Consider the following 26,592-nt stretch of genomic DNA (forward strand, 5'->3'; position numbering starts at 1 on the left):
GCCCCCCGCGGGGGGGGGGGGGCGCCGCCCGCGGCGCGGGGGGGGGGGGGGGGGGGGGCCCCGGGGCCCCCCGCGCCCGCACCGCCGCGGTTCAGCCGTCCGCGAACCCGTCCAGCTCCGCCGCGTACGGCGGCTCCGCGCCCGCGCGCGAGCAGGTGATCGCCGCGGCGCGGGCGGCGTGGCCGAGCGCGGCGCGCCAGCCGTCGGGGCCGAGGCCGGCCAGGGCGCCGGGGGTGAGGGCGTCGTGGGCGGCGAACCAGTGCAGCAGCGCCGCGTTGACGGTGTCGCCGGCGCCGATCGTGTCGACCACCTCGACGGGCGGCGCGGCCACGTCGTACCGTTCCAGGCCCTGCGCGACGACCGCCGTCAGCCCTTCGCCGCCGCGGGTCAGCACCGCCGCCCGCGGCCCGGCCGCCAGCCACCCGGGCAGCGCCTCGGCCCACGGCCGCCCGCCGGCGAGCCACTGCGCGTCCTCCACCGACAGCTTCAGCAGCGCCACGTGCGGCAGCCAGGCCAGGAAGCGGGCGCGGTAGGCGTCCGCGTCCTCGATGAGCCCGGCCCTGACGTTCGGGTCGAGGAGGGTGAACAGCCCGTCCGCGGCGGCCCGCTTCAGCAGCGTCTCGTACGCGGTCGCCCCCGGCTCCAGCACCAGCGAGCACGTCCCCACCGCCAGCGCCCGGGTCTCCGGAGGCAGCGCGTCCGGCGCCCGGAACAGCCGGTCGGCGGTGCCCTCGGCGTAGAAGCGGAATCCGGCGGAGCCGTCCGGGCTGACGTCGGCGACGGCCAGCGTCGTGGGCTCCGGGCCCCGCTGGACGAGCCCGGTCGCCACCCCCGCCGCGTCGAGCCCGGCCATCAGCGCCGCCCCGAAGGCGTCCGTGGAGACCCGCGAGGCGAACGCGACGTCCGCCCCGAGCCGCCCCAGCGCCACCGCCGTGTTGTACGGCCCGCCGCCCCGCACCGGCTGCAGCGCGGGAAGCACACCCCCGCCCCCGGCCGGCACGAGATCGATCAGAGCCTCACCACCAACCACGATCATGCGCTCAGCGTACGGTCCGGCCGCCGCCCACAGGTCCCCGGGAGGCAACACGGGCACGCCCCGGCGACCATACGGTCACCGGACTGTCGCGGGCTCGGTACACGGGTGTGGACGGACGGCTCTGCGTCAGTGGTCGACAGTAGGGTGGGAACCATGGCCGATCCGTCCAGTTACCGTCCCAAGCCCGGGCAGATTCCCGACTCCCCGGGGGTCTACAGGTTCCGGGACGAGCACGGCCGGGTCATCTACGTCGGCAAGGCCAAGAGTCTGCGGCAGCGGCTCTCGTCGTACTTCCAGGACCTCGCCGGGCTGCACCAGCGCACGCGCACGATGGTCACGACCGCCGCCTCCGTGGAGTGGACCGTGGTGGCCACGGAGGTCGAGGCCCTCCAGCTCGAGTACACCTGGATCAAGCAGTACGACCCCCGGTTCAACGTCAAGTACCGGGACGACAAGAGCTATCCGTCCCTCGCCGTGACGCTCAGCGAGGAGTATCCGCGGGTGCAGGTCATGCGCGGCCCCAAGCGCAAGGGCGTGCGCTACTTCGGGCCGTACGCGCACGCGTGGGCCATCCGCGAGACCGTCGATCTGATGCTGCGCGCCTTCCCCGTGCGTACCTGCTCCGCCGGGGTGTTCAAGCGCAGCGCGCAGATCGGCCGGCCCTGTCTGCTGGGGTACATCGGCAAGTGCTCCGCGCCCTGCGTCGGCCGGGTCACGGCCGCCGAGCACCGCGAGCTGGCCGAGGAGTTCTGCGACTTCATGGCGGGCCGCACGGGCGCGTATCTGAAGCGGCTGGAGCGGCAGATGCACGAGGCCGCCGAGGAGATGGAGTACGAGAAGGCGGCGCGGCTGCGCGACGACATAGGGGCGCTGCGGAGCGCCATGGAGAAGAACGCGGTCGTCCTCGCCGACGCCACCGACGCCGACCTGATCGCCCTCGCCGAGGACGAGCTGGAGGCGGCGGTGCAGATCTTCCACGTCCGCGGCGGCCGGGTGCGCGGCCAGCGCGGCTGGGTCACCGACCGGGTGGAGGCCGTCGACACCGCCGGCCTCGTGGAGCACGCCCTCCAGCAGCTCTACGGGGACGAGCAGGCCGAGGCCATCCCGCGCGAGGTGCTGGTCCCGGCGCTGCCGCGGCCCGCGGGGCCCGTGCGGGAGTGGCTGGCCGAGCGCCGCGGGGCCCGGGTGGACCTGCGGGTGCCGCAGCGCGGCGACAAGAAGGACCTGCTCGCCACGGTCGCGCGGAACGCGCAGCAGGCCCTCGCTCTGCACAAGACCAAGCGCGCCTCCGATCTGACCACCCGCTCCCGGGCGCTGGAGGAGATCGCCGAGGCGCTGGAGCTGGACTCCGCGCCGCTGCGCATCGAGTGCTACGACATCTCGCATCTGCAGGGCGACGACGTCGTGGGCTCTATGGTCGTCTTCGAGGACGGCCTCGCCCGCAAGAGCGAGTACCGCCGCTTCGAGATCAAGGGCTTCACCGGCCAGGACGACGTCCGGGCGATGCACGAGGTGATCACCCGCAGGTTCCGGCGGTACGTGCAGGAGAAGCAGAAGACGGGGGAGTGGGGCGACCCGGAGGCCGAGGCGGCGGCCGAGCGCGGCCGTGCCGGCGCCGCCGGCGCCACTGCCGGCGCCGACGCGGCGGCGGAGGGGCCCGCCGGGCGGGATCCCGACACCGGGCGGCCCAGGAAGTTCGCGTACCCGCCCCAGCTCGTGGTCGTCGACGGCGGTCAGCCGCAGGTCGCCGCCGCCAAGAGGGCCCTGGGCGAGCTGGGCGTGGACGACGTGGCCGTGGTCGGCCTGGCCAAGCGCCTCGAAGAGGTCTGGCTGCCGGACAGCGACGACCCCGTCATCCTGCCGCGCAGCAGCGAGGGCCTGTACATGCTTCAGCGCGTACGGGACGAGGCCCACCGCTTCGCGATCGCCTACCAGCGCAAGAAACGGGCCAAGAGCATGAAGGCCGGACCGCTGGACGACGTGCCGGGCCTGGGGGAGAGCCGCCGCCGGGCGCTGCTGCGGCACTTCGGTTCGGTGAAACGGCTCAGAGCTGCGACTATTGATCAGATCTGTGAGGTTCCCGGCATCGGCCGCAAGACGGCCGAAAACATCGCCGCGACCCTTGCGCAGGCGGCACCTGCCGCGCCGGCGGTGAACACCGCCACCGGAGAGATCATGGACGAGTGAGGACCGGGGGACAGAGCGATGAACGACAACGGGACAGACGAGACCGACGAGACCACCGTGACCACGGGTGACCAGGCCGCCGTGCCGGGCGAGACGGGTGACTCCGCGCAGGCGGGCATCCCCGAGCTGGTGATCATCTCCGGGATGTCGGGTGCCGGCCGGAGCACGGCCGCGAAGTGCCTGGAGGACCTCGGCTGGTTCGTGGTGGACAACCTGCCGCCCGCGCTCATCCCCACCATGGTGGAGCTGGGCGCCCGCTCGCAGGGGAACGTGGCGCGGATCGCGGTCGTCGTGGACGTCCGCGGCCGGCGCTTCTTCGACAACCTGAAGGAGTCCCTGGCCGACCTGAAGGAGAAGGGGGTGCCCCGGCGCATCGTCTTCCTGGAGGCGTCGGACAACTCGCTGGTGGCCCGCTTCGAGTCCGTGCGCCGCCCGCATCCGCTGCAGGGCGACGGGACGATCCTCGACGGCATCGCCGCCGAGCGGGACCTGCTGCGCGAGCTGCGCGGCGACGCCGACCTGGTGATCGACACCTCCAGCCTGAACGTGCACGAGCTGCGCGCGAAGATGGACGCCCAGTTCGCCGGCGGCGAGGAGCCCGAGCTGCGCGCCACGGTGATGTCCTTCGGCTACAAGTACGGCCTGCCGGTGGACGCCGACCTGGTGGTGGACTGCCGCTTCCTGCCGAACCCGCACTGGGTCCCCGAGCTGCGCCAGTTCACCGGGCTGAACGAGGACGTCGCGCAGTACGTCTTCAACCAGCCCGGCGCCAAGGAGTTCCTCAACGGCTACGCGGAGCTGATGCACCTGGTCACCGAGGGTTACCGGCGCGAGGGCAAGCGGTACGTGACCATCGCCGTCGGCTGCACCGGCGGCAAGCACCGCTCCGTGGCGATGTCCGAGCGGCTGGCCCGCCGGCTCGCCTCGGACGGCATCGAGACCGTCGTCGTCCACCGGGACATGGGGCGCGAGTGAGGCGGATCGCCGGCGGCCGGAACCTCCGGCTGCGCCGCCGGGGCGCCCGCAGCCCCGGTTCGCAGCCGAAGGTGGTCGCGCTCGGCGGGGGGATGGGCCTGTCCGCCTCCCTCGCCGCGCTGCGCCGGATCACCGGCGATCTCACCGCCGTCGTCACCGTCGCCGACGACGGCGGCTCGTCCGGGCGGCTCCGCGCCGAGCTGGGCGTGCTGCCGCCGGGCGACCTGCGCAAGGCGCTGGCGGCGCTCTGCGGCGACGACGACTGGGGCCAGACCTGGTCCCGCGTCATCCAGCACCGCTTCACCAGCCAGGGCGAGCTGCACGACCACGCCGTCGGCAATCTGCTGATCGTCGCGCTCTGGGAGCAGCTCGGCGACCATGTCGCGGCCCTCGACCTGGTCGGTACGCTCCTGGGCGCGCACGGCCGCGTGCTGCCCATGTCCGCGGTGCCCCTGGAGCTCCGCGCCGACGTGCGCGGCCACGCGCCGGAGCGTCCCGAGCAGGTCACCACCGTGGCCGGCCAGGCCACGGTGGCCCTCACCCCCGGCGAGGTGCAGCAGGTCTACCTGGTGCCCGCCGACCCGCCGGCCGTCCCGGCCGCCGTCGAGGCCGTCCGCGAGGCGGACTGGGTGGTGCTCGGGCCGGGGTCGTGGTTCTCCTCCGTCATCCCGCACCTGCTCGTGCCCGACCTGCGCCAGGCCCTGGTGGAGACCAAGGCCCGCAAGGTCCTCTCCCTGAACCTCGCCCCGCAGCCGGGGGAAACGGACGGATTTTCCCCGCAGCGTCATTTGGAGGTTTTGCGACGACACGCCCCTAAACTCGCCCTCGACGTGGTGCTGGCCGACAAGGATGCAGTGCCCGGTGCGGCAGAGCGCGACGGGTTGCGCGAGGCTGCGAAAGAGCTTGAGGGCTCGGTCGAGCTGGCGCCGGTGGCGCGGACCGACGGGACTCCCCGGCACGATCCGGAGCTGCTGGCCGCCGCGTACGACCGTATTTTTCGGATGCATGGAAGGATCGGGCCATGGCGATGACGGCAGCGGTGAAGGACGAGATCTCGCGGCTCCCCGTGACCCGGACGTGCTGCCGCAAGGCGGAGGTCTCGGCCACGCTCCGGTTCGCCGGCGGGCTCCACCTCGTCAGCGGCCGCATCGTGATCGAGGCCGAGCTGGACACCGGGGTCGCCGCACGGCGGCTGAAGAAGGACATCCTGGAGATCTTCGGGCACGGGTCCGAGATGATCGTCATGGCTCCGGGCGGGCTGCGCCGCAGCAGCCGGTACGTGGTCCGCGTGGTCGCCGGCGGTGAGCAACTGGCCCGGCAGACGGGCCTGGTCGACGGCCGCGGCCGGCCCATCCGCGGGCTGCCCCCGCAGGTCGTCTCCGGCGCCACCTGCGACGCCGAGGCCGCCTGGCGCGGCGCCTTCCTCGCCCACGGCTCGCTCACCGAGCCCGGCCGCTCCTCCTCGCTCGAGGTCACCTGCCCGGGCCCGGAGGCGGCCCTCGCCCTGGTCGGCGCCGCCCGCCGGCTCAGCATCCCGGCCAAGGCCCGCGAGGTGCGCGGCGTGGACCGCGTGGTCGTACGGGACGGGGACGCCATCGGTGCCCTGCTCACCCGGCTCGGCGCGCACGAGTCGGTGCTGGCCTGGGAGGAGCGCCGGATGCGCCGCGAGGTGCGCGCCACCGCCAACCGGCTGGCCAACTTCGACGACGCCAACCTGCGCCGCTCCGCCCGCGCGGCGGTCGCGGCCGGCGCGCGGGTGCAGCGGGCGCTGGAGATCCTCGGCGACGAGGTGCCGGAGCACCTGGCGGCGGCCGGCCGGCTGCGCATGGAGCACAAGCAGGCGTCGCTGGAGGAACTGGGCGCGCTCGCCGACCCGCCGCTGACGAAGGACGCGGTCGCGGGGCGCATCCGACGGCTGCTCGCCATGGCCGACAAGCGGGCGGGCGACCTGGGCATCCCGGGCACGGAGGCGAACCTCACGGAGGAAATGGTGGGCTGACACCCGCCCGCCCCACCCGGCGCCGCCCTCGCCCCGCCCTCGTCGCAAACGCCCCCGGCATCCCGCCAGGCTGCACACCGGGCACGGCGCCGACACTCCCGAAACCCTCCTCGCCGCCGCGACCGGCGCCACATTGCTACGTCACCGCCCCGGCCGGCTCTCGGTCATCCGCGCCCGCTACCGCACCGACGCCGACCGGCGGGCCGAACGCGGCTGGGCGTGCGTGCCGTTCGGCAGGGACCACCCCACCTATGTGGCTCAGGTCGCCGAGCGGGCCGCGGCGCTCCCGGCGACCGGTTTCGACCGTATCGTCGCCCCGGTCGGCTCCGGCCTCACCCTCGCCGCGATCCTCACCGGCCTCGCCACCGCAGACCGCGACGTGCCCGTCGTCGGCGTCCGTGTCGGCGGGGACCCCACCGCAACCGGCCCCGCAGGGCCGGGCAGTCGACCCGGGTCGGCTTCGGGGTCGAGCACCTCGGAGACAAGGCGGCACGGGCCGCTCTTCTGAGCCGCGCACGGTCCCATCTGAGGCGCTGACACAGGCCCGCTGACCGGCCACGACGCCGGATTGCGGCGGCGGCCCGTAGCCCTACCGGGGGGTACGGGCCGCCGTCCGCGGAACCGGCGGGGTCCGGGCCGCCACGGGGGTGCGGAAGCGGTAGGGTCGGCAGTGGTCGGGGATTCCCAGTCAGAGCACCGGTCGATGAAGGACCGGCGTACCAACGAGGAGATCGGTTCGTGACGATCCGCGTAGGCATCAACGGCTTCGGCCGCATCGGCCGCAACTACTTCCGCGCCATCCTGGAGCAGGGTGCGGACATCGAGGTCGTGGCGTTCAACGACCTGGGTGACGCCGCGACCATCGCACACCTGCTGAAGTACGACACCCTGCTCGGCAAGCTCAAGGCCGAGGTGAGCCACAGCGCCGACGCCATCACCGTCGACGGCCGCCCCATCAAGATGCTCGCCGAGCGCGACCCGGCGAACCTGCCCTGGGGCGACCTGGGCGTGGACGTGGTGATCGAGTCCACCGGCATCTTCACCAAGTCCGAGGACGCCAAGAAGCACCTGGACGCCGGGGCGAAGAAGGTCATCATCTCCGCGCCCGCCAAGGGCGAGGACATCACCATCGTGATGGGGGTCAACGAGGACTCCTACGACCCGGCCGCCCACCACATCATCTCCAACGCCTCGTGTACGACGAACTGCGTCGCGCCGATGGCGAAGGTGCTGGACGAGAACTTCGGCATCGTGCAGGGCATGATGACCACCGTCCACGCCTACACCAACGACCAGCGCATCCTGGACTTCCCGCACAAGGACCTGCGCCGCGCCCGCGCCGCCGCCGAGAACATCATCCCGACCACCACCGGCGCCGCGAAGGCCACCGCGCTCGTCCTGCCGCAGCTCAAGGGCAAGCTGGACGGCATCGCCATGCGCGTGCCGGTGCCCACCGGATCCGTCACCGACCTGGTGGTCGAGCTGGGCCGCGAGGTCACCAAGGACGAGGTCAACGCCGCGTACCAGAAGGCCGCCGAGGGCCAGCTCAAGGGCATCCTGGAGTACACCGAGGACCCGATCGTCTCCTCGGACATCGTCAACACCGCGCCGTCCTGCACCTTCGACTCCCTGCTGACCATGGCGCAGGGCAAGCAGGTCAAGATCGTCGGCTGGTACGACAACGAGTGGGGCTACTCCAACCGTCTGGTCGACATCACCACCTTCGTCGGCGAGCGCCTCTGAGGCGGCGCGGCCGCCCGGCCGGGGGGCCGCGGCTCCCCGGGCGGCTCATCCCGGCCGGGGCCCGGCCGCCGCACGGCGGCGGGCCCCGCTCGTTCCGACGACCAGGCCGTCGCGCGCGCCGCTCCGCGGCGGTGCGCGGGCGGTGTCAGCAGTGATGCAGGAGTCTCCATGAAGACGCTCGACGACCTCCTCGGCGAAGGCATCGCCGGCAAGCGGGTCTTCGTCCGCGCGGACCTCAACGTGCCGCTGGACGGCACCACCATCACCGACGACGGCCGCATCCGCGCCGTCGTCCCGACGATCGCCAAGCTGGCCGAGGCCGGCGCCCGGGTGGTCGTCGCCTCCCACCTCGGCCGCCCCAAGGGCGCGCCGGACCCGGCGTTCTCGCTCGCGCCGGTGGCGCGCCGGCTGGGCGAACTGCTCGGGGACTCCGCGAAGAAGACGGAGTTCGCCACGGACACCGTGGGCGAGAGCGCGAAGGCCACCGTCGCCGGGCTCGGCGACGGCGAGGTCACGCTGCTCGAAAACCTGCGGTTCAACCCCGGCGAGACCGCGAAGGACGACGCCGGGCGCGGCGCGTTCGCGGACGAGCTGGCCCAACTGGCCGACGTGTACGTGGGCGACGGCTTCGGCGCCGTCCACCGCAGGCACGCCTCGGTGTACGACCTGCCCGCCCGGCTGCCGCACTACGTCGGCTACCTGATCGCCGCCGAGGTGGGCGTCCTGCGCAAGCTCACCGAGGACGTCGCGCGGCCGTACGCGGTCGTGCTCGGCGGCGCCAAGGTCTCCGACAAGCTCGGGGTCATCGACCACCTGCTGGAGAAGGCCGACCGCATCCTCATCGGCGGCGGCATGGCGTACACCTTCCTCAAGGCCAAGGGGTACGAGGTCGGCTCCAGCCTGCTCCAGGAGGAGCAGGTGCCCGCGGTCCGCGAGTACCTGGCGCGGGCCGAGAAGCTCGGCGTGGAGTTCGTGCTCCCCGTCGACGTGGTCGCCGCCCGGGAGTTCCCGGACGTCAAGGCGCAGGCGCCGACCGAGCCCGTGACCGTGCCGGCGGACGCCGTCCCCGCCGACGTGATGGGCCTCGACATCGGCCCGGCGTCCGGCCGGCTCTTCGCCTCGAAGATCGCCGACGCCGCCACGGTCTTCTGGAACGGGCCGATGGGCGTGTTCGAGCACCCCGACTACGCCGAGGGCACCCGCGCGGTCGCGCAGGCCCTGGTGGACAGCTCCGCGTTCACCGTCGTCGGCGGCGGCGACAGCGCCGCCGCCGTCCGCATCCTGGGCTTCGACGAGAATGCGTTCGGCCACATCTCGACCGGTGGCGGCGCCAGCCTCGAATACCTCGAGGGCAAGACGCTCCCCGGCCTCGCCGCACTGGAGGACTGACCCGTAACGATGAACGACAAGCCGACCCGTATCCCGTTCATGGCGGGCAACTGGAAGATGAACCTCAACCACCTTGAGGGCATCGCGCACGTCCAGAAGCTCGCCTTCGCGCTCCACGACAAGGACTACGAGGCCGTCGAGGTCGCCGTCCTGCCGCCGTACACCGATCTGCGCTCGGTGCAGACGCTCGTGGACGGCGACAAGCTCAAGATCAAGTACGGCGCCCAGGACATCTCGCCGCACGACGCCGGCGCGTACACGGGCGACGTCTCGGGCCCGATGCTGGCCAAGCTCCACTGCACGTACGTCGTCGTCGGCCACTCCGAGCGGAGGCAGTACCACGGCGAGGACGACGCGCTCGTCAACGCGAAGGTCAAGGCCGCGTTCAAGTACGGCATCACGCCGATCCTCTGCATCGGCGAGGGCCTGGAGGTGCGCAAGGCCGGCGAGCAGGTCGCGTACACCCTGGCGCAGCTCGACGGGGCGCTGAAGGACGTCAACGCGGCGGACGCGGAGAGCATCGTCGTCGCGTACGAGCCGGTGTGGGCCATCGGCACCGGCGAGGTCGCCACGCCTGACGACGCGCAGGAGGTCTGCGGCGCGATCCGGCAGCGGCTGGCGGAGCTGTACAGCGAGGAGGTGGCGGCCGCGGTGCGCATCCAGTACGGCGGCTCCGTCAAGAGCGGCAACGTCGCGGCGATCATGGCGCAGCCCGACGTGGACGGCGCGCTGATCGGCGGCGCTTCGCTGGACGCCGACGAGTTCGTCAAGATCGTCCGCTTCCGGGACGAGTGAGGTCCGCGGTCCCGGGCCCCTTCCCGCCGACCGGGGAGTAGGCCCGGGCCGCCTGTTCGTCGTAGGCTGTCGGGGGCCGGTCACGCAGGATGACCGCACCGGCCGCGTTCCGTGTCCGTCCGTCACCGAGAGAGTTGGAAAAGCCGTGACCGTAGGGTTCTCCATCGCCCTGATCATCTTCAGCGGGCTGCTGATGATGCTCGTCCTCATGCACAAGGGCAAGGGCGGCGGCCTGTCCGACATGTTCGGCGGCGGCATGCAGTCCTCCGTCGGCGGCTCCTCCGTCGCCGAGCGCAACCTGGACCGGATCACCGTGGTCGTCGGCCTGATCTGGTTCGCCATCATCGTCGTGCTGGGCCTGCTGATGAAGTTCGACAGCTGAGCCACCACGGCGACCGGCGGTACGTAGACTAGGGCGCCCGCGGCGGGGTCGCCGACGATGCCTCGCCGCATTTCACGCAGGGAGTTACGACCGTGGCAAGTGGCAACGCGATCCGTGGAAGCCGGGTCGGCGCCGGGCCGATGGGGGAGGCGGAGCGAGGCGAGTCAGCGCCGCGCCTGCGCGTCTCCTTCTGGTGCTCCAACGGGCACGAGACCCGACCCAGCTTCGCCACCGACGCGCAGATCCCGGACAGTTGGGACTGCCCGCGCTGTGGTTTCCCGGCGGGCCAGGACCGGGACAACCCGCCGGACCCGCCGCGCACCGAGCCGTACAAGACGCACCTCGCGTACGTGCGCGAGCGGCGCAGCGACGCCGACGGCGAGGCCATCCTCGCCGAGGCCCTCGCCAAGCTCCGCGGCGAGATCTGACCCCGGCCGTGCTTGCGGGCGGTCCCCGGCCCTGCCGAGCCGCCCGAGCCGCGCCGGCGGCCCCCTCCTTCTTCCCCGGCACCGGCGGCAGTACCGGCTCCACCGGCAGCGCGCCGTCGCGCGCGCCGGGCCGTCACGCCGCAGGACCGGCCGCCCGATCTGAGGCGGCGGATAGGGCAACCGCCCGAGGTGCCCCGGGCACCCGCGTACCTACGGTCCCGGCATGCGATCCGGGACCACCCACCCGCGGCAGACCGCCGCACCTGCCTGGCGCGGCGGCTTCGGACGGCTGTGGGCCGCCGCCGCCGTCTCCCGCTTCGGCGACGCCCTGCGGGGCGCCGCGCTGCCGCTGCTCGCCGTCGAGCTGACCGACTCCGCCCTGCTCGTCGCGCTCGTCACCGCCTGCGGCTTCCTGCCCTGGCTGCTCTTCGGGCTGATCGGCGGCGCCCTCGCGGACCGGGTCGACCAGCGGCGCGCGATGTGGATCACGGACGTGCTGCGCGGACTCCTCATGGCCGCGTTCGCGCTCGCGGTGTGGCAGGAGCGGGCCGGGATCGCCCTGCTCCTCGTCCTCGCCTTCGCGCTCACCGCGCTCCAGACGGTCTTCGACAACGCCGCCACCGCCCTGCTGCCCGCCGTCGTGCCCGCCGCGGCCCTCGGCACCGCGAACGGGCGGCTGCTGGCCGGTCAGGAGGCCGTGCACCGCTTCGCCGGTACGCCGCTGGTGCCCGTGCTCGTCGGCGCCGGGGCGGCCGTGCCGTACGCCGTGGACGCCGTCTCGTACCTGCTGGCCGCCGCCCTGGTCGCCGGCCTGCCGCGGCGTCGGCGGCCCGCCGCCGAGCGGCCCCCGACGCCGCTGCGCCGGGACGTCGCCGACGGGCTGCGCGCCCTGTGGACGGAACCGGTGCTCCGGGGCGTCTGCGCGGCCACCGTCGTCGCCAACACGGGCTTCGGCGCCCTCGTCGCCACCCTCGTGCTGCACCTGACCGGCTGGCTCGGCGCGGGCACCACCGGCTACGCCCTCGCGCTCACCGCGTACGGCATCGGCAGCGTCAGCGGCGGCATGGCCGCGGGCCGGATCGCCGCCGCCCTCGGCGCCCCGCGCACCCTGGTCTGGGCGGGCCTCGCCCAGGCGGCGTGCCTGACCGCCTTCGGCACCGTACGCAGCCTGCCCGCGGCCGGCGCCGCGCTCGCCGTCCTCGGCTTCGCCGGGATGCTCTGGACCGCCACCGAGATCACCGTCCTGCAGCGGCGCAGCCCCGCCGGGGCCATCGGCCGGACCAGCGCCGCGTTCCGTACCCTGTCGATCTCCGTGGTGCCGCTCGGTGCCGTGCTCGGCGGGGTGCTCGCCGGCTCCCTCGGGGAGAACACCCCGGCGCTGGCCGCCGCCGTCCTCACCGGCCTCGGGGTGGCCGCGCTCGGACCGGCGGCGCGCTCCGGGATCAATTAGGTTGGACGGCATGGCCGACACCACGTCACGCACCAGGCTCGACCAGACCCCCGAGTGGCACGCACTCGCCAAGCACCGCGAGGAGTTCGGCGCCACGCACCTGCGCGAGCTGTTCGCCGCCGACCCCGAGCGCGGCCGCCGGTACACGCTCCGCGTCGGCGACCTCTATCTGGACTACTCCAAGCACCTCGTCACCGACGAGACCCTGCGCCTGCTGCGCGAACTGGCCGCCGCGACCGGTGTCGCCGAGCTGCGCGACGCCATGTTCCGCGGCGAGAAGATCAACATCACCGAGGACCGCGCCGTGCTGCACACCGCGCTGCGCGCGCCCAGCGCCGAGACCGTCGAGGTGGACGGGGTGGACGTGGTGCCCGGCGTGCACCACGTGCTGACCCGGATGACCACCTTCGCCGACCGGGTCCGCTCGGGCGACTGGCGCGGCCACACCGGCAAGCCGGTGCGCGCCGTCGTCAACGTCGGGATCGGCGGCTCCGACCTGGGCCCGGCCATGGCGTACGAGGCGCTGCGCGCGTACACCCAGCGGGATCTGACCGTCCGCTTCGTCTCCAACGTCGACGGCGCCGACCTGCACGAGGCCGTGCGGGACCTCGACCCCGAGACCACGCTGTTCGTCATCGCCTCCAAGACCTTCACCACCATCGAGACGATCACCAACGCCACCGCCGCGAAGCGCTGGCTGCTGGCGGGCCTCGGCGCCGGCGACGAGGCGGTCGCCAAGCACTTCGTCGCCCTGTCGACCAATGCGGCGAAGGTCGCCGAGTTCGGCATCGACACGGACAACATGTTCGAGTTCTGGGACTGGGTCGGCGGGCGCTACTCGTACGACTCGGCCATCGGCCTGTCCCTCATGGTGGCCATCGGCCCGGTCGCCTTCCGCGAGATGCTGGCCGGCTTCCGGCTCGTCGACGAGCACTTCCGCACCGCGCCGCCGGAGGAGAACGCGCCGCTGCTGATGGGCCTCCTCGGCATCTGGTACGGCGACTTCTTCGACGCGCAGTCGCACGCCGTGCTCCCGTACAGCCACTACCTGTCGAAGTTCACCGCCTACCTCCAGCAGCTCGACATGGAGTCCAACGGCAAGGCCACCGACCGCCGCGGCGAGCGCGTCGGCTGGCAGACCGGGCCCGTGGTCTGGGGCACGCCCGGCACCAACGGCCAGCACGCGTACTACCAACTGCTCCACCAGGGCACCAAGATGATCCCCGCCGACCTGATCGGCTTCGCCCGGCCGGTCCCCGGGCTGGGCGAGCTGACCGGGCAGCACGACCTGCTGATGGCCAACCTCTTCGCCCAGGGACAGGCGCTCGCCTTCGGCAAGACGGCGGCGGAGGTGGCGGCCGAGGGCGTCCCCGAGGCGCAGGTGCCGCACCGGACGTTCCCGGGCAACCACCCGACGACGACGATCCTCGCCGACGGCCTCACGCCCTCGGTGCTGGGGCAGCTCGTCGCGCTCTACGAGCACAAGGTCTTCGTGCAGGGCGCGGTGTGGGACATCGACTCCTTCGACCAGTGGGGCGTCGAGCTGGGCAAGGTGCTGGCCAAGCGGCTGGAGCCGGTGCTCACGGACGGCACGGAGGTCGACGGTCTGGACGGCTCGACCCTCGCGCTGGTCGATGCCTACCGGGCGCTGAGGGGGCGCTGACCTGCGGCGTTCGGCGGCGCTCGGCTCGCGTGCCGGGGGTTCGCACGGCAGGCTGAGGGAATGCGGGCGCTTCGCGGTCACTACGCCTACTGGGCCGGAGGGCTCTTCCTGATCGCCGTGACCGCCGTCGACCTCTCGACATCACGCGGCAGCTCGCTGGCCGCTCTGTTCGCGGTCGTACCGGCGCTCGTCGCGGTCAACGGCACGCGCCGGGCGATCTTCGTCTCCGGCGCGGTCGCGATGGTCATGGGCGGCTTGCTGAGCTGGTGGAACTTTCACGCGTTCGACCTGGACTTCGCCGCCCGCGTCCTCGGGATCCTCGGTGCGATCGGGATCGGGCTGCTCGTGCACCGGGAGCGCCTGGTACGCGAGAGGCAGCTCGGCAGCGTCACCCGGGTCGCCAACGTCGTCCAGCAGGCCCTGCTGCCCGCGCCGCCCGCCCGGGCCGGGCCACTGGACGTGGCGCACTCGTACCAGTCCGCCGCGGACGAGGCGATGATCGGGGGCGACTTCTACAAGGTTCTCTGCACCCGCTGGGGCGTGCGCGTCGTCATCGGCGACGTGCGCGGCCACGGCCTCGGCGTCGTCCGCACCACCGGCATGGTGATCGCCGCCTTCCGCGAGGCCGCGCACGAGGAGCCGGAGCTGAACCGGATCGCCGCCCGCATGGACCGCAGCCTCGCGCGCGACGGCGGCCCCGAGGACTTCGCCACCGTGCTGCTGCTGACGATCTCCGCGGAGGGCCTGTGCCGGGCCCGTAACCACGGCCACCCCCCGCCGCTGCTGCGCAGCGCAGCGGGCCGCGTCCGCGAGGCCGACCTGCACGGCGGCCCGCCGCTGGGTCTCGGTCTGGCGCGGTCCCTCCAGGACGTGGAGGAGACCACCATGGCGCTCGCCGAGGGCGCCGAGCTGCTGCTGGCCACCGACGGCGTGCTGGAGGCGCGCAGCGCGGCGGGCGAGTTCTTCCCGCTGGCGGAGCGCTACGCCCGCGCGCCGCGCGAGCGCCCGCCGGCCGACGTGCTGGCCGCGCTGCGGCACGACCTCGAGGACTGGGCGCCCGACCTGCACGACGACTCGGCGCTGGTGCTGCTGCGCTACGCCCCGCGGCGGATCCGGCCCGCGTAGCGGGCCTCCAGGGCGGCGTTGTGCGCGTCGCCCTCGGGGATGTTCGCCGACAGGTACACCGGCGGCGTCACGCCGCGCTCCAGCAGCAGCCGGACCGCCTCGGCCACGACCTGCTGCACGAGCAGGGCGCCGGTGATCGACGACACCGCGCAGGCCGTGCCGCCGCCGGGCAGGGTGAGGACGGAGTCGCCGAAGGGGGCGCCGTTGTCGAGCACCACGTCGGCGTGGTCGGTCAGCCGCTTGCCCGAGGGGTGGCGGGACTCGGCGCGGGCGCCGTGGGAGAGCGAGGTGACGGCGATGAGCGGGTGCCCCTGCTCCTTCACGACGGCGGCCATCTCCACGACGCAGCCGTTGATGCCGGAGTTCGAGGCGATGACGAAGGCGTCGGCGGGGTGCGGTGCGGCCAGCTCGTATAGCCGGCGGGCGGTGGCGGGGTCGCGCTCCAGCTTGGCGTCGGAGAGCAGCGCCGGGGGCTCGCCGCCGTAGATCACGAGATCCCGCAGGGCGATCTTGTTCGTCGGTACGAAGCCGCCGGCGCGGCCGGCGATCTCGGTCGCCAGCGACTCGGAGTGCCCGGTGCCGAACGCCTGGATCACGCCGTCGCCGCCCAGCGCGTCCGCGAACACCGTCGCGGCGGCGCCGACCTCGGCGCGCTGCCCCTCGGCGACCCGCCGGAGTGAGGTCAGGGCGGCGGCGGTGAAGGCGGCTGCGCTGATCGGCTTGAGGGTCATCGGTGCTCCCGGGAGTGGTCTGGACAACAGGCCGTACGCGGGGTCAATCTCAGGCAGTCGCGCGCGGCGCGTCAAGGGTGCGGTGCGGGGCCGACCACCGGGAGCGGGCAGTGGAGAAGCTGGTCATCGGCATCGACGTGGGCGGGACGAGGATCCGCGCGGCGCTCGCGCGCTCGGCGGGCGGCGGAGTGCTGCGGACGGCGTCGGCCGGGGCGGGAAACCCGCGCTCGGTGCCGCCGGAGGTGCTGGCGTCCCGGCTGGCGGCGTGCGTGGCGCCGCTGGCGGAGGCGGCGGAGGCGCCGGGCACGGGACCTATCGCGGCGGTGGTCGCGGGCGTCGCCGGTGCGGAGCCCCGCAACCCGGACGACGCGGGCACGCGGGTGGCGCACGCGGCCCTGCGCACGGCGCTGCGCCGGGGCGGGGTCCGGCCGGTGCCGCTGCAGATCCGCGGCGACACGGAGATCGCCTTTGCGGCGGGCCCGGACGCGCCTTCGGAGGGGGTCGTGGCCATCGCCGGCACGGGTGCGTGCGCGGCCCGGATCACGGGCCGGCGGCAGACGGCGACGATCGACGGCCACGGCTGGCTCCTGGGCGACGAGGGCAGCGGCTTCTGGATCGCCCGGCAGGCGCTGCGAGCGGCGCTGCGGTCCCTGGACGGCAGGGGCCCGGCGACTTCGCTGGCGGGGCTGCTGACGGCGGCGACGGGCGGCGGAGAGCCGGGGGAGCGGGGAGCAGGCGCGGAGGCTCCTGGGCGGGCGGCGGCCGGCCCGGTGGTACGGATCGCGCTGGTGGATGCCGGGTTCGCGGGGGGCGCCGGTGGAGATCGCGCGGCTGTGCCCGGTGGTCGTACGGGCCGCGGCGGCCGGTGACGCGGTGGCCGGGGCGATCCTCGACGAGGCCGCGGACCACCTCGCGGAGACGGTCGCGGTGCTCGCCCCCGCGCCCGGCGAGCCCCTGGTCACCACCGGCGCGCTCCTCGCCCCCGCGGGCCCCCTCCTGCCCCGCTTCACGGCACGCATGCGCCCGTACGACGTGACCCCGGCCCCGGTTCCGGACGGCCTGGCGGGCGCGGTGGCGCTGGCCCGGACGATGCTCTGACGCGAGCCCTCACCCGCGCGTACCGCTGCCCGTCCTCCCGCGGCGTCCGCGCGCTACGGCGACGCCGGCGGGTACAGGGCCGGGGGGAGCAGGGCCGCGGCGGGGCGGTCCAGGAGCCAGAGAGTGCGGGTCCGGCCGCGGGCGCCCGCCGCCGGCGTCTGGATCTCGCCCGCGCCCGACAGCGCCATCGCCGCCGCCCGCGCCTTGTCCTCGCCCGCCGCCAGCAGCCACACCTCCCGCGCCGCCCTGATCGCCGGCAGCGTCAGCGAGATCCGCGTCGGCGGCGGCTTCGGCGCCCCGTGGACGCCGACGACCGTGCGCTCCGTCTCCCGTACCCCCGGCAGCTCGGGGAAGAGCGACGCGACGTGCGTGTCCGGGCCCACGCCCAGCAGCAGCACGTCGAACGCCGGGACCGGCCCGTGGTCCTCCGGCCGGGCCGCGGCGGCCAGTTCGCGCGCGTACGCCGCCGCCGCCGCGTCCGCGTCGGCGCCGAACGCCGCCTGCGCCGCCGGCATCTCGTGCACCCGCGCGGGGTCGAGCGGCACCGCGTCCAGCAGTGCCTCCCCGGCCTGGGTCGCATTGCGGTCGGGGTGGCCCGCGGGCAGGAAGCGCTCGTCGCCCCACCACAGGTCCAGCCGCGACCAGTCGACCGCGTCCCGGGCCGGGGCGGCGGCGAGCGCCGTCAGCAGGCCGTTGCCGTTGCGACCGCCCGTGAGCACGACCGACGCCGCGCCCCGGGCGGACTGCGCGTCCACGACCTTCGTGATCAGCCGGGCGGCGGCCGCCTCGGCCATCAGCTCCTTGTCGCGGTGGACGACGATCTGCGGCGTGCTCACGGCGCCCCGTTCACGACGACTTCGCCGAGGAGGACTTCACCGCGGCCTTCTTCGCCGGCTGCTTCTTCGGCGCCGCCTTCTTCGCGGCCCCGGCCCCGGCTTCCGCCTCCGCTACGTCCGCCTCCACGGCCCCCGCGGGCGCCAGCCGCTCCACGCCGTACGCCACCGCCTGCGCGTACGCCTCGTCGGGGTCGAGACGCCGCAGCTCCTCCGCGATCAGCTCCGCCGTCGTGCGCCGCTTGAGCGCCACGTGCCGCTCCGGCTGCCCCGGCACCGCCAGCTCCGCCAGCGCGCCGTTCGGCCGGTCGAGGCAGATCACCCCGTCCGTCGTCAGCAGCCGCACCGCGGTCAGCCCCGGGCCCGGCGAGCCGGTGCGCTCCACCGGCACCCGCAGCCGTTCGGCCAGCCACAGCGCGAGCAGCTCCGAGGAGGGGTTGTACTCCTCGCCCTCCACCACCGCCGACTCGATGGCCGCGTGCCGCTGGTCGAGCGCCGCCGCGAGCATGCTGCGCCACGGCGTGATCCGCGTCCACGCCAGGTCGGTGTCCCCGGGCGCGTACGCCGTGGCCCGCTGCCGCAGCGCGCCGACCGGGTCCTCGCAGGCCGCCGCGTCCGTGATGCGGCGGGTGGCGAGCCGGCCGAGCAGGTCCTCCGCCGGGTTCTCCGGCGCGTCCTCCGGCCACCAGACGACCACCGGCGCGTCCGGCAGCAGCAGCGGCAGCACGACGCTCTCCGGGTGCCCCGCCAGTTCGCCGTGGAGCCGGAGCAGCACCGTCTCGCCGGTGTCCGTCTCGTTGCCGACGCGCACCTCCGCGTCCAGCCGCGCCAGCGCGCGCTCGCGCGGGGAGCGTCCCGGCCGTTTGATGACGACCAGGATCCGCGACGGGTGCTCCTTGGACGCCTGGCTGGCGGCCTTGAGCGCGTCGTAGTGGTTGCCCTCGTCGGTGACGATCACCAGCGTGAGCACCATTCCGACCGCCGGCGTGCCGGTGGCCCGCCGGGCGCCCACGAGCGCGGCGTTGATCTGGGCCGAGGTGGTCTCGGTGAGGTCGATGTTCATGGCCGCCGCCAGCTCCGTCCGTCTCGTGCCAGCATCTCGTCCGCCGCCTTCGGCCCCCAGGTGCCCGCGGTGTACGACGCGGGCTTGCCGTGCCTGGCCCAGTGCTCCTCGATCGGGTCGAGGATCTTCCAGGACAGCTCGACCTCCTGGGGCCGCGGGAAGAGGTTCGCGTCGCCGAGGAGCACGTCCAGCAGCAGCCGCTCGTACGCCTCGGGGCTGGACTCGGTGAAGGACTCGCCGTAGGCGAAGTCCATCGTCACGTCCCGCACCTCCATCGACGTGCCCGGCACCTTGGAGCCGAACCGCACGGTGATGCCCTCGTCCGGCTGGACGCGGATCACCAGGGCGTTCTGGCCCAGCTCCATCGTGTCGGTGGTGTCGAACGGCAGGTGCGGCGCCCGCTGGAAGACGACGGCGATCTCCGTCACCCGGCGGCCGAGCCGCTTGCCGGCACGCAGGTAGAACGGCACGCCCGCCCAGCGGCGGTTGTCGATCTCCAGCTTGATCGCGGCGTAGGTGTCGGTCCCGGAGTGCGGGTCGATGCCCTCTTCCTCCAGGTAGCCGCGGACCTTCTCGCCGCCCTGCCAGCCGGCCGTGTACTGCGCCCGTACGGTGTGCCGGCCCAGGTCCTCCGGCAGCCGCACCGACTCCAGCGCCTTGGTCTTCTCCGCCACCAGCGCCTGCGCGTCGAAGGCGGTCGGCTCCTCCATCGCGGTGAGTGCCAGCAGTTGCAGCAGGTGGTTCTGGATGACGTCACGGGCGGCGCCGATGCCGTCGTAGTACCCGGCGCGGCCGCCGATGCCGATGTCCTCGGCCATGGTGATCTGCACGTGGTCCACGTACGACCGGTTCCAGATCGGCTCGAACATCGTGTTGGCGAAGCGCAGCGCCAGGATGTTCTGGACGGTCTCCTTGCCGAGGTAGTGGTCGATGCGGAAGACCTGGTCGGGCTCGAAGACCTCGTGGACGATCCGGTTGAGCTCCTCCGCGCTCTTCAGGTCGTGCCCGAAGGGCTTCTCGATGACGGCACGCCGCCAGGAGTCGCCGGCCGGGTCGGCCAGGTGGTGCTCCTTGAGCTGCTGGACGACCAGCGGGAAGAACTTCGGCGGCACCGAGAGGTAGAAGGCGAAGTTACCGCCCGTGCCGCGTGCCTTGTCCAGGTCCTCGACGGTGGTGCGCAGCCGCTCGAACGCCTCGTCGTCGTCGAAGTCGCCCTGGACGAACCGGAAGCCCTCGGAGAGCTGCTGCCACACCTCCTCGCGGAACGGCGTGCGCGCGTGCTCCTTGACCGAGTCGTGGACGACCTGCGCGAAGTCCTCGTCCTCCCAGTCGCGGCGGGCGAAGCCGACCAGGGAGAAGCCGGGCGGAAGCAGCCCCCGGTTCGCCAGGTCGTACACGGCGGGCATCAGCTTCTTGCGCGACAGGTCGCCGGTGACGCCGAAGATCACCAGGCCCGAGGGGCCCGCGATCCGCGGCAGCCGCCGGTCCTGCGGGTCCCGCAGCGGGTTGGACTCAGAGCCGGTCACCGTCGACTACGCCCCCTTCGGTACACGGCGCTCCAGCTCCTGCCGCGTGGAGTCGAGCAGGTCGGTCCAGGACTTCGCGAACTTCTCCACGCCCTCGTCCTCCAGCAGGCCGACCACCTCGTCGTACGAGATGCCCACCTTCTCCAGGGCGTCGAGGTCGGCACGGGCCCCGGCGTACGTGCCGCGCACCGCATCGCCCTCGATTCCGCCGTGGTCGGCGACGGCGTGCAGCGTGGACTCCGGCATCGTGTTGACCGTCCCGGGGGCGACCAGGTCGTCCACGTAGAGCGTGTCCTTGTACGCCTTGTCCTTCACGCCCGTCGACGCCCACAGGGGGCGCTGCTTGTGGGCGCCGGCCTTCTCCAGCGCGAGCCAGCGGTCCGAGGAGAAGACCTCCTCGTACGCCTCGTAGGCGAGCCGGGCGTTGGCGACGGCGGCCTTGCCGCGCAGCGCCTTCGCCTCGTCGGTGCCCAGGGCGTCGAGCCGCTTGTCGACCTCGGTGTCCACGCGGGAGACGAAGAACGAGGCGACCGAGCGGATCTCCGCCAGGTCCAGGCCCGCGGCCTTCGCCTGCTCCAGGCCGGCGAGGAACGCGTCCATCACCTCGCGGTAGCGCTCCAGGGAGAAGATCAGCGTGACGTTGACGCTGATGCCCTTGCCGAGCACCTCCGTGATGGCGGGCAGCCCGGCGCGGGTGGCGGGGATCTTCACGAACGTGTTGGGCCGGTCCACCAGCCAGGCAAGCTGCTTGGCCTCGGCGACGGTGGCGGCCGTGTGGTGGGCGAGCCGCGGGTCGACCTCGATGGAGACCCGGCCGTCCTGGCCCTCGGTGGCGTCGAACACCGGGCGGAGCACGTCGGCCGCGTCGCGTACGTCGGCCGTCGTGATCATGCGGACGGCCTCCTCGACGGTGACACCGCGGGTGGCGAGGTCCGTGAGCTGGCCGTCGTAGCCGTCGCCCGCCGAGATGGCCTTCTGGAAGATCGTGGGATTGGTGGTCACGCCCACGACGTGGCTCTCGTCGATCAGTTCGGCGAGGTTGCCGGACGTGATGCGCTTGCGGGACAGGTCGTCGAGCCAGATCGCGACGCCTTCACCGGAGAGGCGCTCGAGTGCGTCGGTCATCGGTATTGCATCTCCTGACATCGTGTCGTCTGTAACCGTCAGCGACTTCCGGCCCGCAGGGATTCCCGGGCGGCGTCGGCGACGGCGTCGGCGGTGAGCCCGTACTCGCGGAACAGGACCTTGTAGTCGGCGGAGGCGCCGAAGTGCTCCAGGGAGACGACGCGTCCGGCGTCCCCGACGAAGCGCCGCCACGTCATCCCGACGCCCGCCTCGACCGCCACCCGGGCCTTCACCGCGGGCGGCAGCACCGCGTCGCGGTACTCCTGCGGCTGCTCGTCGAACCACTCCACGGACGGCATCGAGACCACCCGCACCGGCACGCCCTCGGCCTGCAGCAGCTCGCGGGCGGCGACCGCGAGCTGCACCTCGGAGCCGGTGCCGATGAGGATGACCTGCGGCTCGGTGTCCTCGCCGCCGGGGCCCTCGGCCTCGAACATCACGTAGCCGCCGCGGGCGGTGTCGTCGTTGGCCTCGTACGTCGGCACGCCCTGCCGGGTCAGTGCCAGGCCGTGCGGGGCGCCGACGCCGTACTCCTTGGTGTAGCGGCGCAGTATCTCGCGCCAGGCGATGACCGTCTCGTTGGCGTCCGCCGGGCGGACCACGTTCAGCCCGGGGATGGCGCGGAGGCTCGTCAGGTGCTCGACCGGCTGGTGGGTCGGGCCGTCCTCGCCGAGGCCGACGGAGTCGTGCGTCCACACGTACGTCACCGGCAGGTGCATGAGCGCCGACAGCCGCACCGCGTTGCGCATGTAGTCGGAGAAGACCAGGAAGGTGCCGCCGTAGACACGGGTGTTGCCGTGCAGCGTGATGCCGTTCATGGCGGCGGCCATGGCGTGCTCGCGGATCCCGTTGTGGACGGTCCTGCCGTACGGGTCGGCGTCGGTCAGCGGGTTGTCCGCGGGCAGGAACGAGGTCGAGCCGGGGATGGTGGTGTTGTTGGAGCCGGCGAGGTCGGCCGAGCCGCCCCAGAGTTCCGGCACCACCGGGCCGAGCGCCTTCAGCACCTCGCCCGACGCCTTGCGGGTGGCGACGGCCTTGCCGGCGGGGAATGTCGGCAGCTTGTCCGCCCAGCCCGCGGGCAGTTCGCCCGCGCGGATCCGGTCGAACTCCGCGGCGCGCTCGGGGTGGGCCTCCCGCCAGGCGGTGAACTGCTTGTCCCACTTGGCGTGCGCCTCCGCGCCGCGCGCGCCCAGCGCGCGGGCGTGCGCGAGCACGTCACCGTCGACCTCGAAGTGCCGTTCGGGGTCGAAGCCGAGGACCCGCTTGGTCGCGGCGACCTCCTCCGCGCCCAGCGCCGAGCCGTGCGCGGCCTCGGTGTTCTGCGCGTTCGGCGCCGGCCAGGCGATGATCGAGCGGGCGGCGATGAACGACGGCCGGTCGGTGACCGCCCTGGCCTCCTGGAACGCCCGGTACAGCGCCTGGGGGTCGAGGTCGCCGTTCGGCTTCTGCGCGACGCGCTGGACGTGCCAGCCGTACGCCTCGTACCGCGCGACGGTGTCCTCGGAGACGGCGGCGGCGGTGTCGCCCTCGATGGAGATGTGGTTGTCGTCCCAGAGCAGTATGAGGTTGCCCAGCTTCTGGTGGCCGGCCAGCGAGGACGCCTCGTGCGAGATGCCCTCCTGGAGGCAGCCGTCGCCCGCGATCACCCAGATGTGGTGGTCGAACGGGGAGGTGCCGGCGGGGGCGTCGGGGTCGAAGAGGCCGCGCTCGTAGCGCGCGGACATCGCCATGCCGACGGCGTTGGCGACGCCCTGGCCGAGCGGCCCGGTCGTCGTCTCGACGCCGGCGGTGTGCCCGTACTCGGGGTGCCCGGGGGTCTTGGAGCCCCAGGTGCGGAACGCCTCCAGGTCGGCCAGCTCAAGGCCGAACCCGCCCAGGTAGAGCTGGGTGTAGAGGGTCAGGCTGGAGTGGCCGGCGGAGAGGACGAAGCGGTCCCGGCCGGTCCACTGCGGGTCGGCGGGGTCGTGCCGCATCACCTTCTGGAAGAGCGTGTACGCGGCGGGGGCCAGGCTCATCGCCGTGCCGGGGTGGCCGTTGCCGACCTTCTGTACGGCGTCCATTGCCAGAACGCGAGCGGTGTCCACCGCGCGGTCGTCCAGTTCGTTCCACTCGAAGTCGGTGGTCGGCTGCGTGCTCACCCTTGTTCAGGGCTCCTCTCTCCACGGTCGGGAACTCCGGCGACCGGAAAGCACCGGGCGCCTTCGAGCCTATCCCGCTGAAATCCAGAGTGCCGTTGCCGGGCCGGTCGCGCCTGCCGGACGGCGCCCGCGCGCACCGCCCCCGGGGCCGGTGCGCGCGGCCCCAACACGGGGCACCCCCCGCGCGGGGGGCCGATACGCAGCGTCTACAGTGACGACGTACAGAATCCCTTGACCCCGAGCAGAGGTGTCCGTGACGGCCGTCGAATCCCGACCCGCAGGGGTACTCGGGCAGGGCACTGCGCACCGGCCGACCGGTGCCCGGGTGAAGGCGTTCGTGGCGCTGACCAAGCCGCGCATCATCGAGCTGCTGCTCATCACCACCGTTCCGGTGATGTTCCTGGCCGCCGAGGGCGTGCCCGACCTGTGGCTGGTGCTCGCCACCTGTATCGGCGGCTATCTGTCCGCCGGCGGTGCCAACGCGCTGAACATGTACCTGGACCGGGACATCGACGCGCTGATGCACCGCACCGAGCAGCGGCCGCTGGTGACCGGGATGGTCCGGCCCGCGGAGGGGCTGGCCTTCGGCCTGGCCCTGACGGTGGTCTCGACCGTGTGGTTCGCCACACTCGTCAACCCGCTGTCGGCGGCGCTCGCGCTCGGCGCGAACCTCTTCTACGTCCTCGTCTACACGATGCTGCTGAAGCGGCGCACCTCGCAGAACATCGTCTGGGGCGGCATCGCCGGCTGCATGCCGGTCGCCATCGGCTGGTCCGCGGTGACGAACTCCGTCTCCTGGGCGTCGCTGATCCTCTTCCTGGTGATGTTCTTCTGGACGCCGCCGCACTACTGGCCACTGTCGATGAAGGTCAAGGACGACTACGCGCGCGTCAAGGTGCCGATGCTGCCGGTGGTGGCGTCGAACAAGGTCGTGGCGCGGCAGATCGTCGCCTATAGCTGGGTGATGGTCGCCGTCTCCCTGCTGCTGTGGCCGCTGGGCTACACCGGCTGGTTCTACCCGGTGGTGGCCGCGGTGCTCGGCGCGGTGTGGCTGCGCGAGGCGCACGGGCTGCTGCGGCGGGCGAAGAGCGGGGTCGTGGGCGCGAAGCTCAAGGAGATGCGGCTCTTCCACTGGTCGATCACCTATGTGTCGCTGCTGTTCATCGCGGTGGCCGTGGACCCCTTCCTGCGCTGAGTCCTTCCTGCGCCGACTTACCGGCGGGTAGCATCTGCGCCATGAGCAACGACGACCGCAGGACCCGCAAGCTCACCCGGCAGATCGAGTCCTTCGCCGGCCGCCACGGCGGCGCGCGGGGACAGGTCGCGTACCTCGGCGAGCCGGGTGCGCGGCTGGTGCTGGTCGGGGCGGACGGCACGTGGGGCGACCTGGTGGCGCCGAGCATGCGCAGTGCGACGGCGGCGGCGGAGGCCGCGGGGGTGGCGCTGCAGGAGGACTTCGACGGCGACCTGGCGGCGGGGGTACGGACCGGCCCGTACGAGTGGACGCGGATGGCCGGAATGCAGATGGGCGGCCACGCCAGCCCGGCTGCGCCGGGCAGCGAGCCCGAAGCGGAGCCGGCCGCGGCGGGCGAGGAGGCGACGGCCTCCGGCGGGGGAGCCGAGCAGAGCGAACCGTCCGCGTCCGAGCCGGCCGAGTCGGCGGGGAAGGCCGGCACGGACGGTGCCGGGGGTACGGAAGGCGGCGGCGTGAAGTCCGGGGACGGCCCGGCCGTGGGAGCCCGCGGTGACGGCGGGGCGGGTAGCGCAGAGGGCGGCGGGGAGAAGGGCTCCTGACCTCCACCCCGTGGGTGGTCCCCGTCCCGCCGGAGGCGTTCCGCGCTACGAGGCCGTGGAGCCCACCGGCCGCACCTCAGCCGGCGTCGCCGCCGAAGGCGAAGCCGCGGGCGCCACCTCCGGCCGGTGCCGCAGCGAGACCGCCACCCGCAGCACCGCGATCCACACCAGCGTCGAACCGAACAGGTGGATCATGACCAGGAATTCGGGCACGTCGGTCAGGTACTGCGCGTAGCCGACGACGGCCTGCGACATCAGCACCCAGAACAGGTCCCGGGTCCGGGACAGCGGCCCCGGCGGGCCGTCGACGAGCTTCAGCGTCACCCAGATCGCGATCGTCAGGGCGACCACCGTCCATGCCGTGAACGAGTGCACCTTCGCCGCGTGGTCCCAGCTGATCCACCCCATCCGGGGCACGTCGCTGGAGTCGCCCGCGTGCGGCCCGGTGCCGGTCACGACGGTGCCCGCGGCCAGCAGCAGGACGGACACCGCCACCAGCGCCCTGGTCAGCCGGCGCACCACGGCGCCGACGAGCAGGTCGGGCCCGCCGTCGCCCTCGCGGGCGCGGTGCCAGGTGAGGTACGTGATCGTGATCAGCCCGGTGGCGAGCAGGAAGTGCGCGGCGACGGTGTACGGGTTCAGCTCCGTGAGCACCGCGGCGCCGCCGAGGACGGCGTTGCCCATGACCACCCAGAACTGCACCCAGCCCAGCCGCGTCAGCTCGCGGCGCCACGGCTTGGTGGCGCGGGCGGCGACGATGGCCCAGCCGACGGCGGCGCACAGCACGTACGTGAGCAGCCGGTTGCCGAACTCGATGGCGCCGTGCACACCCATCTCGGACGTCGCCAGGAGGCTGTCGTTCGAGCACTTGGGCCACGTGTCGCAGCCGAGCCCGGAGCCGGTCAGCCGGACGGCGCCCCCGGTGACGACGATGACGATGCTCATCAGCAGTGCGGAGAGCGTCGCGCGCTGGACCGTCTTCTGCGTCGGGGTCCAGCGCTCGGCGATGAGGGCGAGGGGGTTCTGCACGGCGCCTATCGTATGCCGCCCCTTGTGCGCGGTTTCACGAGGGGGGAGCCGCCCGTTTCCGTACGCCCGCAGGACCCGGCCGG

General features: G+C 73.4%; 25 protein-coding genes. 17 read left to right on the forward strand and 8 right to left on the reverse strand.

Annotated features, from left to right (window positions below; genetic code table 11):
• Window positions 1-91: 91 nt before the first annotated feature.
• Window positions 92-1,036, reverse strand: coding sequence for a carbohydrate kinase family protein (locus FB457_RS15465; RefSeq protein WP_047015134.1), 945 nt, complete (start codon window positions 1,034-1,036; stop codon window positions 92-94).
• Window positions 1,037-1,189: 153 nt separating this feature from the next.
• Here FB457_RS15465 and uvrC point away from each other — a divergent pair, with 153 nt between their 5' ends.
• From uvrC to FB457_RS15530, 13 genes are all read left to right on the forward strand, one after another.
• The gene (gene uvrC / locus FB457_RS15470) at window positions 1,190-3,223 is read left to right on the forward strand and encodes an excinuclease ABC subunit UvrC (protein ID WP_145782210.1); all 2,034 of its coding nucleotides are present in this window, start codon (window positions 1,190-1,192) and stop codon (window positions 3,221-3,223) included.
• A gap of 18 nt (window positions 3,224-3,241) precedes the next feature.
• Window positions 3,242-4,198, forward strand: a complete 957-nt coding sequence (rapZ, locus tag FB457_RS15475; RefSeq protein WP_047015132.1) for an RNase adapter RapZ — start codon at window positions 3,242-3,244, stop codon at window positions 4,196-4,198.
• Entirely contained in the window at window positions 4,195-5,229 is a 1,035-nt protein-coding gene (locus FB457_RS15480; RefSeq protein WP_145782211.1) for a uridine diphosphate-N-acetylglucosamine-binding protein YvcK, read from the forward strand. Before rapZ ends, FB457_RS15480 begins: the two co-directional genes overlap by 4 nt.
• Window positions 5,220-6,197 (forward strand): DNA-binding protein WhiA, encoded by a 978-nt coding sequence (whiA, locus tag FB457_RS15485; RefSeq protein WP_047015130.1) that lies wholly within the window; start codon window positions 5,220-5,222, stop codon window positions 6,195-6,197. Before FB457_RS15480 ends, whiA begins: the two co-directional genes overlap by 10 nt.
• A gap of 133 nt (window positions 6,198-6,330) precedes the next feature.
• Window positions 6,331-6,705 carry a pyridoxal-phosphate dependent enzyme gene (locus FB457_RS15490; protein WP_052770235.1) on the forward strand — a complete coding sequence of 125 codons (375 nt, stop codon included), beginning with the start codon at window positions 6,331-6,333 and terminating at the stop codon, window positions 6,703-6,705.
• 230 nt (window positions 6,706-6,935) lie between these two features.
• Window positions 6,936-7,940, forward strand: coding sequence for a type I glyceraldehyde-3-phosphate dehydrogenase (gap, locus tag FB457_RS15495; RefSeq protein WP_047015129.1), 1,005 nt, complete (start codon window positions 6,936-6,938; stop codon window positions 7,938-7,940).
• 168 nt (window positions 7,941-8,108) lie between these two features.
• Complete coding sequence (locus tag FB457_RS15500) at window positions 8,109-9,329, forward strand: phosphoglycerate kinase (protein WP_047015128.1); 1,221 nt, start codon at window positions 8,109-8,111, stop codon at window positions 9,327-9,329.
• Window positions 9,330-9,338: 9 nt separating this feature from the next.
• Window positions 9,339-10,124, forward strand: a complete 786-nt coding sequence (tpiA, locus tag FB457_RS15505) for a triose-phosphate isomerase (RefSeq protein ID WP_145782212.1) — start codon at window positions 9,339-9,341, stop codon at window positions 10,122-10,124.
• Window positions 10,125-10,269: 145 nt separating this feature from the next.
• A complete protein-coding gene (gene secG, locus FB457_RS15510) occupies window positions 10,270-10,506 on the forward strand; it encodes a preprotein translocase subunit SecG (protein WP_078898170.1) in 237 nt (78 codons plus the stop codon).
• A 92-nt stretch (window positions 10,507-10,598) separates the two neighbouring features.
• Window positions 10,599-10,934 carry an RNA polymerase-binding protein RbpA gene (locus tag FB457_RS15515; RefSeq protein WP_078560063.1) on the forward strand — a complete coding sequence of 112 codons (336 nt, stop codon included), beginning with the start codon at window positions 10,599-10,601 and terminating at the stop codon, window positions 10,932-10,934.
• Window positions 10,935-11,157: 223 nt separating this feature from the next.
• Entirely contained in the window at window positions 11,158-12,384 is a 1,227-nt protein-coding gene (locus FB457_RS15520) for an MFS transporter (protein ID WP_047015126.1), read from the forward strand.
• Window positions 12,385-12,394: 10 nt separating this feature from the next.
• Window positions 12,395-14,047 (forward strand): glucose-6-phosphate isomerase, encoded by a 1,653-nt coding sequence (pgi, locus tag FB457_RS15525; protein ID WP_047019806.1) that lies wholly within the window; start codon window positions 12,395-12,397, stop codon window positions 14,045-14,047.
• 60 nt (window positions 14,048-14,107) lie between these two features.
• On the forward strand, window positions 14,108-15,172 hold the full coding sequence (locus tag FB457_RS15530) for a PP2C family protein-serine/threonine phosphatase (RefSeq protein ID WP_145782213.1): 1,065 nt from the start codon (window positions 14,108-14,110) through the stop codon (window positions 15,170-15,172).
• On the opposite strand, the gene FB457_RS15535 is transcribed toward FB457_RS15530, so the two are convergent.
• Entirely contained in the window at window positions 15,142-15,903 is a 762-nt protein-coding gene (locus FB457_RS15535; protein WP_047015124.1) for a sugar isomerase domain-containing protein, read from the reverse strand. The genes FB457_RS15530 and FB457_RS15535 overlap by 31 nt on opposite strands.
• A gap of 110 nt (window positions 15,904-16,013) precedes the next feature.
• On the opposite strand from FB457_RS15535, the gene FB457_RS15540 reads away from it, so the two are divergent.
• Window positions 16,014-16,772: an acetate and sugar kinases/Hsc70/actin family protein gene (locus FB457_RS15540; RefSeq protein WP_486589036.1), complete on the forward strand. Its 759-nt coding sequence runs from the start codon at window positions 16,014-16,016 to the stop codon at window positions 16,770-16,772.
• The gene (locus tag FB457_RS36155) at window positions 16,720-17,001 is read left to right on the forward strand and encodes a hypothetical protein (protein WP_486589037.1); all 282 of its coding nucleotides are present in this window, start codon (window positions 16,720-16,722) and stop codon (window positions 16,999-17,001) included. Before FB457_RS15540 ends, FB457_RS36155 begins: the two co-directional genes overlap by 53 nt.
• Before the next feature lie 53 nt (window positions 17,002-17,054).
• Here the strand turns inward: FB457_RS36155 and pgl are convergent, their stop codons facing one another.
• Genes pgl through tkt form a run of 5 tightly spaced genes read right to left on the reverse strand, consistent with a single transcriptional unit; the run spans window position 17,055 to window position 23,686 of the window.
• Window positions 17,055-17,837, reverse strand: a complete 783-nt coding sequence (gene pgl, locus FB457_RS15545; RefSeq protein WP_047015122.1) for a 6-phosphogluconolactonase — start codon at window positions 17,835-17,837, stop codon at window positions 17,055-17,057.
• A gap of 10 nt (window positions 17,838-17,847) precedes the next feature.
• Window positions 17,848-18,897, reverse strand: a complete 1,050-nt coding sequence (gene opcA, locus FB457_RS15550; protein WP_047015121.1) for a glucose-6-phosphate dehydrogenase assembly protein OpcA — start codon at window positions 18,895-18,897, stop codon at window positions 17,848-17,850.
• A complete protein-coding gene (gene zwf / locus FB457_RS15555) occupies window positions 18,894-20,423 on the reverse strand; it encodes a glucose-6-phosphate dehydrogenase (RefSeq protein WP_047015120.1) in 1,530 nt (509 codons plus the stop codon). Before zwf ends, opcA begins: the two co-directional genes overlap by 4 nt.
• A 6-nt stretch (window positions 20,424-20,429) precedes the next feature.
• The gene (tal, locus tag FB457_RS15560) at window positions 20,430-21,548 is read right to left on the reverse strand and encodes a transaldolase (RefSeq protein WP_047015119.1); all 1,119 of its coding nucleotides are present in this window, start codon (window positions 21,546-21,548) and stop codon (window positions 20,430-20,432) included.
• 38 nt (window positions 21,549-21,586) lie between these two features.
• The gene (gene tkt, locus FB457_RS15565; RefSeq protein ID WP_047015118.1) at window positions 21,587-23,686 is read right to left on the reverse strand and encodes a transketolase; all 2,100 of its coding nucleotides are present in this window, start codon (window positions 23,684-23,686) and stop codon (window positions 21,587-21,589) included.
• Window positions 23,687-23,939: 253 nt separating this feature from the next.
• On the opposite strand from tkt, the gene FB457_RS15570 reads away from it, so the two are divergent.
• Window positions 23,940-24,881 (forward strand): heme o synthase, encoded by a 942-nt coding sequence (locus FB457_RS15570; protein ID WP_047015117.1) that lies wholly within the window; start codon window positions 23,940-23,942, stop codon window positions 24,879-24,881.
• Window positions 24,882-24,922: 41 nt separating this feature from the next.
• Complete coding sequence (locus FB457_RS15575) at window positions 24,923-25,480, forward strand: hypothetical protein (RefSeq protein WP_347614454.1); 558 nt, start codon at window positions 24,923-24,925, stop codon at window positions 25,478-25,480.
• Window positions 25,481-25,525: 45 nt separating this feature from the next.
• On the opposite strand, the gene FB457_RS15580 is transcribed toward FB457_RS15575, so the two are convergent.
• Window positions 25,526-26,509 (reverse strand): COX15/CtaA family protein, encoded by a 984-nt coding sequence (locus FB457_RS15580; protein WP_047015116.1) that lies wholly within the window; start codon window positions 26,507-26,509, stop codon window positions 25,526-25,528.
• Window positions 26,510-26,592 lie beyond the last annotated feature (83 nt).

Source organism: Streptomyces sp. CNZ287 (genome assembly GCF_007827615.1).